At 70.2% G+C, this 13481-nt stretch carries 9 protein-coding genes; 5 read left to right on the forward strand and 4 right to left on the reverse strand.

Annotated elements, in window-relative coordinates; genetic code table 11:
- Positions 1-13 precede the first annotated feature (13 nt).
- Positions 14-1066 carry an alcohol dehydrogenase catalytic domain-containing protein gene (locus tag ACIA8X_RS31065; RefSeq protein WP_393444277.1) on the reverse strand — a complete coding sequence of 351 codons (1053 nt, stop codon included), beginning with the start codon at positions 1064-1066 and terminating at the stop codon, positions 14-16.
- A gap of 26 nt (positions 1067-1092) precedes the next feature.
- On the reverse strand, positions 1093-2100 hold the full coding sequence (locus ACIA8X_RS31070; RefSeq protein ID WP_399459665.1) for an NADP-dependent oxidoreductase: 1008 nt from the start codon (positions 2098-2100) through the stop codon (positions 1093-1095).
- Positions 2101-2308: 208 nt separating this feature from the next.
- Between ACIA8X_RS31070 and ACIA8X_RS31075 the strand changes: the two genes are divergently transcribed.
- The 3 genes from ACIA8X_RS31075 (at position 2309) to ACIA8X_RS31085 (ending at position 6383) form a co-directional block, all read left to right on the forward strand.
- On the forward strand, positions 2309-3265 hold the full coding sequence (locus tag ACIA8X_RS31075) for a GlxA family transcriptional regulator (protein WP_393444273.1): 957 nt from the start codon (positions 2309-2311) through the stop codon (positions 3263-3265).
- 118 nt (positions 3266-3383) lie between these two features.
- Positions 3384-4382, forward strand: a complete 999-nt coding sequence (gap, locus tag ACIA8X_RS31080; protein WP_399459666.1) for a type I glyceraldehyde-3-phosphate dehydrogenase — start codon at positions 3384-3386, stop codon at positions 4380-4382.
- Between the two features lie 111 nt (positions 4383-4493).
- On the forward strand, positions 4494-6383 hold the full coding sequence (locus ACIA8X_RS31085; protein WP_399459667.1) for a propionyl-CoA synthetase: 1890 nt from the start codon (positions 4494-4496) through the stop codon (positions 6381-6383).
- On the opposite strand, the gene ACIA8X_RS31090 is transcribed toward ACIA8X_RS31085, so the two are convergent.
- A complete protein-coding gene (locus ACIA8X_RS31090) occupies positions 6334-9099 on the reverse strand; it encodes a SpoIIE family protein phosphatase (RefSeq protein ID WP_393444267.1) in 2766 nt (921 codons plus the stop codon). The genes ACIA8X_RS31085 and ACIA8X_RS31090 overlap by 50 nt on opposite strands.
- A 200-nt stretch (positions 9100-9299) precedes the next feature.
- On the opposite strand from ACIA8X_RS31090, the gene ACIA8X_RS31095 reads away from it, so the two are divergent.
- Both ACIA8X_RS31095 and ACIA8X_RS31100 read left to right on the forward strand, forming a co-directional pair.
- Positions 9300-10421, forward strand: a complete 1122-nt coding sequence (locus ACIA8X_RS31095; RefSeq protein WP_393444265.1) for a PP2C family protein-serine/threonine phosphatase — start codon at positions 9300-9302, stop codon at positions 10419-10421.
- A 140-nt stretch (positions 10422-10561) separates the two neighbouring features.
- Entirely contained in the window at positions 10562-11257 is a 696-nt protein-coding gene (locus tag ACIA8X_RS31100) for a haloacid dehalogenase type II (protein ID WP_399459668.1), read from the forward strand.
- A 55-nt stretch (positions 11258-11312) separates the two neighbouring features.
- Here the strand turns inward: ACIA8X_RS31100 and ACIA8X_RS31105 are convergent, their stop codons facing one another.
- Positions 11313-13322: a spermidine synthase gene (locus ACIA8X_RS31105; RefSeq protein WP_393444261.1), complete on the reverse strand. Its 2010-nt coding sequence runs from the start codon at positions 13320-13322 to the stop codon at positions 11313-11315.
- Positions 13323-13481: the final 159 nt, after the last annotated feature.

Consider the following 13481-nt stretch of genomic DNA (forward strand, 5'->3'; position numbering starts at 1 on the left):
GGAGAGCGCCGCTTCAGCCGGTGGGGTCGAGGAGGATCTTGCGGACGCCGTCGGAGCGGCCCGCGAACAGTTCGTACGCCGCCGGGCCTTCGGAGAGGGCGAAGCGGTGGGAGACCACGACCTCGGGCTTGATCCGGCCGGCGCGGGTGAGGGCGATCAGGGGAGGGAGTTCGTAGTGCACCGAGCACAGGCCGATGGCGAATTCCAGCTCCTTGATCTGCGCCAGTCCCATGTGGAAGGGGAATGCCTTGTTCTGGCTGACCCCGATGACACTCACCCGGCCGGCCTGCCGGACCGCCTTGAGGGCGAGTTCGATGGTGGTGTCGGAGCCCACGGCCTCCACGACGGCGTCCGGCCCGCGTCCACCGGTCATCTCCCGTATGGCAGCCCGCACGTCCTCGCCCTCGACCGGCTCGACACCCAGCGTTGCGGCGAAGGTGCGGCGCTCCGCGACCAGGTCCGCGCCCAGCACCCGCGCGGCTCCCATCGCGAAGGCGGACTGGGCCGCCATGAGGCCGACCGGGCCGAGGCCGATGACCAGGACGGTCTCGCCGGGCTGGATGCGGGCGCGGCGGCAGCCGTACCAGGCCGTGGGAGCGTTGTCCGTCAGGACGACCGCGGCCTCGTCGGAGATGTCCTCGGGCAGGGACACCAGATTGACGTCGGCGTAGGGCACCGCCAGGGCCTGGGCCTGGCTGCCCGGGAGCTGCGGGCTCACTCCGTAGCAGAGCTCCGTGCTCGACTTGGCACGCTCGCACCGGGCGGTGAACCCGGCCGCGCACGATCGGCAGTGCGCACAGCCGACCGAGGCGGGCACCAGAACCCGGTCGCCGGGCTTGACGCGGGTGACCTGGCCGCCGGTGTCGACGACCACCCCGACGCACTCGTGTCCCGGTGTGTAGCCCAGTTCCGGGCTGAACGGGTTGCCGCCGTAGATGTGCAGGTCGCTGCCGCAGATGCCGGCCGCGGTCACCTGCACCACCGCGTCGGTGGGGCTGGTGACGGCCGGGTCGGGGACATCGCCGTAGCGGATGTCGTGACGGCCGTGGTAGGTCAGTGCCTTCATCGGATCTCTCCCTCCCCTCGGCCCGGTCAGTCCGCGATCTTCAGCACGAGCTTGCCGTGGTTGTCGCCACGGAAGAGCCGCATCAAGGTGTCGGGGAACGCCGCGACCGATCCGGACACCACGTCCTCCAGGGACTTGAGCCGGCCCTCCGCCCGCCACGTGGCCATGCGTGCGATGCCCTCCGCGTACCGGTCGGCGTAGTCGAACACCACGATGCCCGTCATGGAGGCGCGGTTCACCAGCAGCGACAGGTAGTTGGCGGGACCTTGTGGCTTGGTGCTGTTGTACTGGGAGATCGCACCGCACACGACGACGCGCGCACCGCGCGCCAGCCGCAGCAGCACGGCGTCCAGAACGTCTCCGCCGACATTGTCGAAGTACACGTCGACGCCGTCGGGGGCGTGCTCGCGCAGCGCCTTGCGGACGTCCTCGTTCTGGTAGTCGATCGCGGCGTCGAAACCGAACTCCTCCACCACCAGGCGGCACTTGGCCTCGCCGCCGGCGATGCCGATGACCCGGCAGCCGAGGATCTTGGCGATCTGCCCGACGACGCTGCCGACGGCCCCGGCCGCTCCGGAGACCACGACGGTCTGCCCGGGCTCGGGACGCCCGACCTCGATCAGGCCGAAGTAGGCCGTCAGGCCCGACATGCCGAGCGTGCCGAGATACGTCGGCAAGGGGGCCGCCGCCGGGTCGACCTTTGTCACGTCGCGCCCGTCGGACACGCAGTACTCCTGCACGCCGAACGAGCCCGACACATGGTCGCCGACCGCGAACCCGGAGTGCCGGGAGGCGATCACCCTTCCCACCGCGCCGGCCCGCATCACCTCGCCGAGCTCCACCGGGCGGATGTAGGACCGGCCCGCGTTCATCCAGCCGCGCATCGCCGGGTCGATCGACAGACAGAGCACCTGCACCAGGAACTCCCCGTCGCCGGGCTGCCCGGCCGGCTCCTCGACATGCTCCCAGTCGGTGGCCCGCGGCTCTCCCACGGGACGTGCGGCCAGGCGCACCTGGCGGTTGATGCTGCTCATCTCCGGCGGCTCCTTCGACGCTCGCGTGGGATCGGCGGCCGGTACGGCCGACCCGGTCGGCAGGCTGCCGTAGTCACGTACCGACGCTCCCACACGGCATACCGGCCGGTCGGTACGAGGAGGGAGCGTACGGGTGGTGTGCCGTTCGAGACAAGAGGGAGGGGTCGCGGATGATCGTGGCGGCCCCGACCGCTCGTACTCTGTTCCCGTGCCGCCCCCTCGCCTGTACCGTGTCGCCGTCCTTGTGCTCGAAGGTGCCAAACCGCTCGATGTCGGCATCCCGGCACAGGTGTTCACGAGGCGCGCGAGCATGCCCTACGAGGTACGGGTGTGCGGTGCGGCGCCCGGACTGGTGACCGGCGGGGACGGTCTGGCGTACCACGTCGCCGACGGCCTCGACGCGCTCGCCTGGGCCGACATCGTCTTCGTACCCGGCTACCGGTTCCCCGACCGTGACGATCCGCCGCGCGCCGTCGTCGACGCGCTGACCGCCGCCCACGAGCGGGGCACCCGCCTCGCCGCCATCTCGACCGGCGCCTTCGCGCTCGCCGCCACGGGCCTGCTCGACGGCAAGCGCGCCACCACGCACTGGCACTACACGCGGGCGCTCGCCGAGAAGCACCCCCTCGTCCGGGTCGACGAGAACGTCCTGTTCGTCGACGAGGGCAGCGTGCTGACATCGGCAGGCGCCGCCTCGGGCATCGACCTGTGCCTGCACATCCTGCGCGCTGACCTCGGCGTCGCCGCCTCCAACCACGCCGCCCGGCGCCTGGTCGCGGCCCCCTACCGCAGCGGCGGCCAGGCGCAGTACGTCCCGCGCAGCGTGCCCGAGCCGCTCGGGGAACGGTTCGCCGCCACCCGCGAGTGGGCCCTGCATCGGCTCGACGAACCTCTCAGCCTGGAAGCCCTCGCCGAACACGCGGCGGTCTCACCGCGCACCTTCTCGCGGCGCTTCGTCGAGGACACCGGATACACGCCGATGCAATGGGTCATGCGGGCCCGCATCGACCTGGCCCGCGAGTTGCTGGAGCGGTCGCAGCGGAGCGTCGAGCAGATCGCGGGCGACGTGGGTCTGGGCACCGGCGCGAATCTGCGCATGCACTTCCAGCGCATCCTCGGCACCACCCCGAGCGAGTACCGCCGCACCTTCACCCGCGGCGCATAGCAGGCCGTCCGAGCCGTGGCGCGATCCTTGCGAACCATGGCGCTCCCGCCACTGCCCCGGCCGGATCCCGCAGGCGAGGCTGGTGGTGACGAACCGTAGGGACACCCAAGGGGCATCCATGACTCGCATCGCCATCAACGGATTCGGCCGCATCGGGCGCAACGTGCTGCGCGCCCTCCTCGAACGCGACAGCGACCTCGAGATCGTCGCCGTCAACGACCTCACCGAGCCCACCGCCCTTGCCCGGCTCCTGGCCTTCGACTCCACGGCCGGCCGGCTCGGCCGCCCGGTGACCGTGGACGGCGACACCCTCGTCGTCGACGGCCATCGCATCACGGTGCTCGCCGAGCGTGAGCCGGCGCAGCTGCCCTGGGCCGAACTCGACGTCGACGTCGTGCTGGAGTCGACCGGCCGCTTCACCTCCGCCAAGGCCGCCCGCGCCCACCTCGACGCGGGCGCCAAGAAGGTCCTGGTCAGCGCGCCGTCCGACGGTGCGGACATCACGCTCGCCTACGGGGTCAACACCGACGTCTACGACCCGGCCCTGCACACGATCGTCTCGAACGCCTCCTGCACGACCAACGCGCTCGCACCGCTGGCCGCCGTCCTCGACGAACTCGCCGGCATCGAGCACGGATTCATGACCACGGTGCACGCCTACACGCAGGAGCAGAACCTGCAGGACGGCCCGCACCGCGACGCCCGCCGGGCCCGCGCCGCCGCGGTCAACATCGCGCCGACCACGACGGGCGCCGCCAAGGCGATCGGCCTCGTGCTGCCGCGCCTCGACGGCAAGCTGTCGGGCGACTCCATCCGCGTACCGGTTCCGGTGGGCTCGCTCGTGGAGCTCAACACCACCGTCGCCCGCGACGTGACCCGCGATGACGTGCTGGCCGCCTACCGCGCCGCGGCCGAGGGCCCCTTGGCGGGCGTCCTGGAGTACTCCGACGACCCGCTCGTGTCGTCCGACATCGTCGGCAACCCCGCCTCGTCGATCTTCGACTCGGCCCTCACCCGCGTCGACGGCCGCCATGTCAAGGTGGTCGCCTGGTACGACAACGAGTGGGGCTTCTCCCACCGCGTGATCGACACGCTGGAACTGCTCGCCAACGGCTGACCGGTCCCCGCCTGGGCCATCGCCCTCGCACGCCATCGACGTACGCATCCAGAATGACCTCAGTGACATGGCGGCCGTCAGGCCACCACGACTCTGGTCAAGGAGAGCGCGATGGGAATGTACGAGGACGTCTTTCGGGCCAGCCTCGAAGACCCCGAGAGCTTCTGGCTGCGGGCGGCGGAGGGCGTCGACTGGGAGGTGGCGCCGTCCCGTGCCCTGGACTCCTCGGGCGCACCCTTCCATCGCTGGTTCCCGGACGGCCGGCTCAACGTCTGCTTCAACGCGCTGGACCGGCACGTCGAGGCCGGCCGGGGCGAACAGCCCGCGCTCATCCACGACTCCCCGGTGACCGGCACCCGGCGTACCTACACCTACGCGCAGCTGAGGGACGAGGTGGCGGCCTTCGCCGGGGCACTCGCCGGGCTCGGTGTGGGGCACGGCGACCGGGTGGTGATCTACATGCCGATGGTTCCCGAGGCCGCCATCGCGATGCTGGCCTGCGCACGCATCGGCGCCGTCCACTCGGTCGTCTTCGGCGGGTTCGCCCCACCCGAACTCGCGGTCCGTATCGACGACGCCACCCCCAAGGTGGTCGTCTCCGCCTCCTGCGGCATCGAGGGCAAGCGCGTCATCCCGTACAAGCCGCTGCTGGACCGCGCGATCGAACTCGCCGGGCACAAGCCCCAGAAGCGGGTGATCCTGCAACGGCCGCAGGAACGGGCCGAGTTGGGGCCGGACGACCTCGACTGGGCCGACCTGGTCGCCGACGCACCGCCGGCCGCCTGTGTTCCCGTGGCCGCGACCGACCCCCTCTACATCCTCTACACCTCTGGAACGACCGGAAAACCCAAGGGAGTTGTCCGCGACTGCGGCGGTTGCGCCGTGGCTCTGCACTGGTCGATGGGCGCCGTGTACGACATCGGCCCGGGCGAGACGATGTTCACCGGGTCCGATGTCGGCTGGGTCGTCGGGCACTCGTACATCGTCTACGGGCCGCTGCTGGCCGGTGCCACGACCGTGCTGTACGAGGGCAAGCCCGTCGGTACCCCGGACGCGGGCCAGTTCTGGCGGGTCGCCGCCGAGTACGGCGTCAAGACCATGTTCACGGCGCCCACCGCCTTCCGCGCCATCCGCAAGGAGGACCCGAAGGGCGCCCTCACCTCGGACTACGACCTTTCCCGGCTGCGGTACCTCTTCCTCGCCGGTGAGCGTCTCGACCCCGAGACCTACCACTGGGCGAGCGCCCTGCTGGACATCCCGGTGATCGACCACTGGTGGCAGACGGAGACCGGCTGGCCGATCGTCGCCAACCCGGTCGGCATCGAGGCCGCCCCCGTCAAACCCGGCTCGCCCACCCTTCCGCTGCCGGGCTGGGACGTCCGCGTCCTCGACCCCTCGGGGCAGCCGGTGCCGGCCGGCGTCGACGGCGCGATCGTCGTGAAGCTCCCCCTGCCGCCCGGTTCGCTGCCCACTCTCTGGAACGACGACGAACGCTACGTCGCCTCCTACCTCTCCGCCTACGACGGCTACTACCTCACCGGCGACAGCGGACACCTCGACGAGGACGGCTACGTGTACGTCATGGGCCGCACCGACGACGTCATCAACGTCGCCGGACACCGGCTGTCCACCGGCAGCATGGAAGAGGCCCTGGCCGCTCACCCCGATGTCGCCGAGTGCGCCGTCATCGGCGTCGCGGACGCCCTCAAGGGGCAGGTCCCGCGCGGCTTCGTCGTCCTGAAGGCGGGCGCCGTCCGCGACCCGGGCGAGGTCGAGGCCGAGCTCGTCCAGCTCGTCCGCGAGCGCATCGGCGCCGTCGCCTCCCTCAAGGAGGTCGCCATCGTGGCCGCCCTGCCCAAGACGCGCTCGGGGAAGATCCTGCGCAAGACGATGCGCGGCATCGCCGACGGCCACGACGAACCCATCCCCTCCACGGTGGACGACCCGACCGTCATCGAGACCCTGCGCCCGCTTCTCCACCGCCCCGATCACCCCGTGTGACGGGTGGGCCGGCGTCGGCCGGTGCGGGGACGGGCCGACGGCCGGCCTCGGGCAGGGTCTGTTCGGCCCAGATCACCTTGCCCTGCGGGGTGTACCGGGTGCCCCAGCGCTCGGCCATCTGCGACACCAGGAACAGTCCCCGGCCTCCCTCGTCCGTCGTCGCGGCGTACCGCAGATGCGGTGAGGTGCTGCTGCCGTCGGCCACCTCGCAGATCAGCGCACGGTCGTGGATCAGCCGTACGTGGATGGGCCCGGAGCCGTAGCGGATGGCGTTGGTGACGAGCTCGCTCAGGATGAGCTCCATGGTGAAGCCGAACTCCGACAGGCCCCACGCTTCGAGCCTTCGGGACACGGCGTCGCGCATGCCCGCGACGGCGGCCGGGTCCGGTGGTACGTCCCAGTCGGCGATCCGGTCGGGCGGCAGTTCCCGGGTGCGGGCGACGAGCAGGGCGACATCGTCCTTGGGGCGCTCGGGGAGCAGGCTGTGCAGTACGTCCTGGCAGGTCTCCTCGGGCGGTCGGCCGGGGTGGCCGGCCAGCGCGTCGCGCAGCAGCTCCATGCCCACGTCCAGGTCACGCCTGCGGTCCTCGATGAGGCCGTCGGTGTACAGGACGAGCTGGGTTCCCTCCGCGAGGCACAGCTCCGCGGTCTGGAACGGCATGCCGCCGAGGCCCAGCGGCGGACCCGCCGGCACGTCCGGGAAGGTGACGGTTCCGTCGGGGTGGACAAGTGCGGGCGCCAGATGCCCCGCACGCGCCATGACGTAGTGGCGCGTCACGGGGTCGTAGATCCCGTACAGGCAGGTGGCGCCCACGACGCCCGCCGCGCTCTCCGCCGCCTCGTTCTGGTCGATGCTTCCGACCAGGTCGTCCAGATGGCTGAGCAGCTCGTCGGGTGGCAGATCGAGGGCGGAGAAGTTGTGCACCGCGGTCCGCAGCCGTCCCATCGTGGCGGCGGCGTGGAGGCCGTGGCCGACCACGTCGCCGACGGCCAGTGCCACCCGGCTCCCCGGCATGGGGATCACGTCGAACCAGTCTCCGCCCACGCCCGACTGGGCGGGGAGGTAGCGATAGGCGATGTCGAGGGCGTTCTGCTCGGGCATGGCCTGCGGCAGCAGGCTGCGCTGGAGGGTCACCGCCAGGGTGTGCTCGCGGGTGTAGCGGCGGGCGTTGTCGATGCTGATCGCGGCACGGGCCACCAGCTCCTCCGCCAGCGACAGATCCTCCTCGTTGAAGTGCTCATGCTCTTGCGCGCGCCAGAAGCTGGCCATGCCCAGCACGACGCCACGGGCCTGGATCGGTGCGGTGATGAGGGAATGGATGCCGTAGTCGATGATCGCCTTGGCGCGCGTCGGGTCCTGCACGCGCCAGCCCGTGGCGTTCGGCAGATCGCTCACCAACTGGGAGCGGCCGCTGCCGTAGCCGCGCGCCTGGGGCGTGGCGGGCTGATAGTCGAAGAGCCGGCCCTGTTCGGAGAGCGGATGGTCGTCCCGGATGCCGCTCACGGCCGCGCGGCGCATGTCCGTGCCCGTGGGGGCCGGCTCCTCGCCGTGCAGGACGGCGTCGGCCAGGTCCACGGTGACGAAGTCCGCGAAGCGAGGAATGGGGACCCGCGCCAACTCGTCGGCGGTGCGCAGCACGTCCAGGGTGGTACCGATGTGGAGTCCGGCGTCGTACAGCAGCCGGAGCCGCTCCCGTGCCACCTCCGCCCTGCCGGTCACCGCCTGCAGCTCGGTGGAGTCGCGTAGCGTCACCACCGTTTCCTCGGGGCCTCCCGCGCGATCCGTGGGCCGCTGGTTGACCGCGAGCAGCCGCTCTCCCGCGAGGTGCACCTCGTCGGTGGCCTCGCGCCCGGAGGTGAGCAGCGCCTTCGTCTCGGGATCGAGGCCCGGCAGCTCCGAGACATGCCGTCCCTCGACGTCCGGGGGCAGCTCCAGCAGCCGTCTGGCCTCGTCGTTCGCCAGCATCAGCCGCCCGTCGGCGGCCACGATCAGCAACCCTTCCCGAACGGAGTGCAGCACCGTGTCGTGGTGCTCGTACATCAGGGTCATCTCGTCCGGTGCCAGGCTGTGGGTCTGCCGTCGCAGCCGCCTGCCCGCCAGTGCCGTCACGCCGGTGGACAACACGAGCGCTCCGGCCCCGGCGCCCAGGATGATCGGTAGTTGCCGGGCCAGCTCACTCTCGACGTTCTTGACCTTCATTCCGGCCGAGACGAGGGCCACCACCTCGCTGTCGGCGTTCTCGATGGGGACCGTGGCCTGCACCTCGCGGCCGAGCGGGCCGTTGACGCTCTCCACATAGACCTTCCCGGCCAGCGAGGGCCCGATCTCGCCCACGAACCGCTTTCCGATCCGGTCCGGCAAGGGGTGCGTGTACCGGATGCCCTTGGTGTCCATGACCACGATGAAGTCGACGCCCGCGGCCCGGCGTGCCGCCTCGGTGAGCGGCTGGAGAATCTTGCTCGGGTCCGGGCTCTGCAAAGCCGCCAGGACGCCTGGTGCGTGCGCGAAGGTCTGCGCGACGGCCGTGGAGCGGCGCCTGGCCTCGGCGTTGGTGTCCCGCTCCGACTGCAGGATGAGAGCGAAGACGCCGCAGGTGACGAGCAGCACTACCAGAGCCACCTGGAAAACCAACACCTGCCCGGCTACGCTCCGCGTGCTCTTGCTGATCAGGCGCTTGACTGATAGGCGTAGAAAACGGGCGAAACGACTCGCCATGCGACCTTTCTAACACCGGTGATCCCGAGTGGCCAGAGCCCGACCGATCCTTGCTCGGCCGACCTCGGGTGTCTCTACGGCGATGTGCCGCATGGTCTCAGCCCCTCCCGGCGGGGCCGCGCACCGCAGATTCTCGCGCGCGGCACATGATCCTTCCGTGCCTGATGCCCGTTTAGGCCGATATGATGCATTTTGTGATCATGTCTGCACGGCTGTGGCGCCGTCGCCCCGCCTACAGCGGCCGATGGGAAGCTGCCCGGCTGGCACCCGTGGTCCTGACCGTCCTCATCGCCGGCCTGGCGTTCTCCACACCCAGGGAGATCGCCGTCAGCCGCCTTCTGCCCGCCGCACCGGCCCTTGCCGCCGCCATGTGGCCCGTTCTCCCCACGATGCTGCTGGGGGCGTTCTGCCTGCTGCTCATGATCGTCCTCAGCTTCTTCTACACCGATCTGGGGACGCAGTACACGTCGGCCGCGATCGTCGCGGTCACCTTGGCGGCCGCATACGGCAGTCATGTCCGACTCCAGCGAGAGGAAATACTCTTCCAGGTCCGGCTCGTCGCCGACGCGGCCCAGAAGGTGCTGCTGCGCCCGCTGCCGCGCCGCATCGCCGACGTCGAGATCGAGTCGCTGTATCTGGCGGCCCAGGAGCAGGCCCGGATCGGCGGCGACTTCTTCGAGGCGATCGGTACACCGCACGGGGTCAGGCTGCTCATAGGCGACGTACGGGGCAAGGGTCTGTCCGCAGTGGGGGCGGCCTCGGCGGTGATCAGCTGCTTCAGGGAGGCCGCGTACGACGAGCCCGACCTGCGGGGCATCGTTCACCGCCTGGAGACCACCGTCACGCGCCACAGCGCCGCGTTTCCCGCGCCGGACCAGCCCGAGCACTTCGCCACCGCGATCCTGGCCGAGATCCCGCACGGGGGCGGCCACCTACGGCTTCTCAACTGCGGGCACCCCCCGCCGCTGATCGCGCATGGCGGGAAGGTCCGGGTCCTGGAGCCCACAGTCCCCTCCCCGCCCCTCAACCTCGCGGCGCTCATCGGTGACCGCTACTGCGTCGACAGCGTCGCCTTCGCCCCGGGTGACCAGTTGCTGCTGTACACGGACGGAGTATCGGAGACCCGGGACCACGCCGGACAGTTCTTCCCGCTGCGGGACTGGATGCGGCGGCAGGGCCTGGAGCAGCCCCGCGAGCTGCTGGACCAGCTGCACCGGGATCTGCTCCAGCACAGCGGCGGAAGGCTCGACGACGACATCGCGGCCCTCGCGCTGACGCGCTCCGGCGTGCAGGATCGGGGAGCCGTCGGCATGGAGGGCTGAGCCGTCGTGGCTACCGGTCCGGGTGCGCACCGTCAACCCGAGGCCCCACCCGTCGTGCGGTTCGGGAATCAGGGTGGCTGCCGGCCGTGTTCGGCCAATAGCCACCCTCGCTCCCCTGCTTCGTCCAGGAGACCGCTCTCATGCCAGAGTCAGAGCCAGAGATCGATGCCGTCGTGGTCGACGTGCTCGGCACGCTCGTCGACGAACCCGCCGGGATCCGCGCCGGCATCCGTGAACTCGACCCGTCGTTCGACGATCCCGGGGTCGAGCGGCTCTTGTCGCTGTGGCAGCAGTACATCGAGCGCGAGCAGCGTCGCATCGCCGATGGCGCCCGACACTACCGCCCCAGCGACGTCCTCGACCTGGAAGCCGCCCGGCTCGTCGCCGATGCCGCCGGAGTCGACGACCCGACCGCCGTGGCGGCGTTGGCCCTGTCCGGCCGCAGGCTCCCGCCGTGGCCCGACACGGTGGCAGGGCTCGCCCGGCTCGCCGAACGGTTCCCGCTGATCGGACTCTCCAACGCGAGCCGGACGGCGCTGCTCGGACTCAACGCCTACGCCGGACTGCGCTGGCACCAGGCCCTGTCCGCCGAGGAAGCCCGGGCCTACAAGCCGGACCCGGCCGTCTATCAGCTGGCCGTCACCGTCTCCGGACGACCACCGGAGCGGCTCCTGATGGTCGCCGCCCATGCCTGGGACCTGCGCGGAGCACAGCGCCTCGGCCTGCGCACCGCCTACGTCGCCCGCCCTGTCGGCGACCCGCCCGCCTTCTCGGACGGGTTCGACCTGTACGCCGACGATCTGGCCGGCTTGGCCGACCAACTCGACCACGCCTAGGTGGTTACGACCCGCGAGCGATACCCGGCGTCGACGGGGAGGCATTTCGTGCCGGCTAGGTCTTGATGGTCACGGTCTCGTCCGGCATCCGTGTGGTCTGTCGGCCCGGTCCGCGTCCGATGACCTGCATGGCGATGCATGCCGCCAGGTACAGCGCGGCGACGATCAGTAGCAGCGTCTGATAGCCCGTCATCAGGGCCAGGTATTCAAGCGCGCCCCCCGTCAGCGCGCCCAGCAGATTCGCGCCGAACGCGGAAGTCGGGTCGGGGGCCAGTGCGAGTCGGTCGGAGAAGATGAGGTTGGCGCAGAAGATGGGGGCGAAGGCCAGGGCGATCGCGGCGGCGAGTCGGCCGGCGAAGGGCAGCGAGAGCACGGCCTGCGCCGGGACGAGCCAGGCCACCGCGAGGGAGCCGAAGAGCATGAGTTGAAGCAGCAATTGGTTGACCCGCCGCAACCTGCGTCGGACCTCGACCGCGGCCAGGACGGAGACCAGCACACCGAAGAAGACGAGGGCATTGACCAGCCAGGTCGTACCGAAGTACAGCGCGAAGCCGATCACGTTCTTCGTTTCGAGCAGCATGAACGCCGCGCCCAGCAGGAACATGTCGGTGTAGCGGACGGTGCTTCGGATGCGAACCCCGGCCAGGCGTACCGACAGCAGCGTCACCAGCAGGATCGCGCCCAAAGCGCCCAGATACAGCGTGGGGATGTTCCGGTGCAGCAGGTACGGGAAGGGGTGGTCGTCGGTCGCGGCAGCCGGGACCGGGCCGCTGGCCTGCCAGATCTGCTTGCAGGACTGGTCGGCGGGGGTCATCCCGGCCACCAGCACGGCCGCGTTCCGTTTGAACGTCGTCATACAGGGGGCGTGGCCGTAGATGCTGTCGAGGTCGCCGGCGAAGCGGTCGACCAACCAGCTCTTGCGGTAGTAGTTGTACATGGCGAACGCGCCGTTCGGCGTCAGATGATCGCGTGCGGCCTCGAACGCCTGCCGGGTGAACAGGTAGCTCTCCAGCCGCAGATTGCTCGCGCCTGACACGAGCGTCAGAGAGTCCGGGAGCGCCAGCACGATGAGGTCGTACTTGGCGTTCGTCCGCTCCAGGAACGCCCGGCCGTCGTTGATGTGGACGTGCACCCTGGGGTCGTCGTACGGCCTGGCGGGGTGCAGTTCCGCGCCGATCTCCTGCAGACGGGGATCGATTTCGACCGCGTCCACGCGCTGTGCTCCGTGCGCCAGCGCGACGGCGACGTCATTGCCGTTGCCGGCCCCGATGATCAGCACACGCTTGTGCGGGTTGCGGGGCGTCTGCTCGTACGCCTGCCGATAGGGCGAGTTCTCCCGCATCAGCACCGGGAGCGGCGCGGTGCTCTGGTGCGGGACGCCGTTGGCGGAGATGTGGTAGGTCCGGGTGGTGGTCGGTGAGGCCTTGAGCTCGATCTTGTAATAGGGCGACCAGGAGATACCGGCCGTCGTCGTCTCCAGGAGCAGCGCGGCGACCATCGCCGTGAGGGGGATGCCGTACAGCAGGGTGTTGCGGCGCCCGCCCAGGATCAGCAGGGCCGCGGCGGCGAGTACGCCCCACGCGACCGAGGGGGCACGGACCCAGGACAGTGCGGCGAAGGCGACCGAGCCGGTGATGCTGCCGAGCAGGTCGTAGCGGTAGGCGTCGAGCGAGGGGAGTTGGCGGAAGAGGTCTGCGGTGATCTTGCCGATCCCGGCCATGATCACCGCGGTCAGCAGGAAGATGGCCGGCAGCGTCACCCACTGGGGCAGGCCGGTGGTCTTCACGGCCGTGAAGTAGATGACCTCACTGCTGCTCTGGCGTACCTGCACCGGGTACGCGCGGACGAGGATGACGAGAAGCGCGAGGGGGATCGGTGTCCAGCGTTTGAGCCACTGTCCACGCGCGGCGGGGATCAGGAACCCGATGCCGATGCCGAGGAACGATCCGAGCAGGATGAAGTTCGAGAAGTAGCTGAGGTGGACGACGTTGGCGCCCGCCCATCTGATCAGCGCCAGCTCGACGAAGAGCATGGTGGTGCTGGCCAGGACGAGCCTCCAGCGCACCGAGCTTTCTGTTTGCCCGCTTTTGTTCACCTTCACGTCGGTTTACGGTGCCAGTTCCAGGTCGACGAGTCGAGGTGCCTTGCCGGTCTACTTCATTCCGGTTCATTGACAGGTCCGTACCAAGGCGGCACTCTGAGAGCGCTCTCAGAATTTCTCGAA

This window comes from Streptomyces sp. NPDC051738, from assembly GCF_044453205.1.
Taxonomy (GTDB): domain Bacteria; phylum Actinomycetota; class Actinomycetes; order Streptomycetales; family Streptomycetaceae; genus Streptomyces.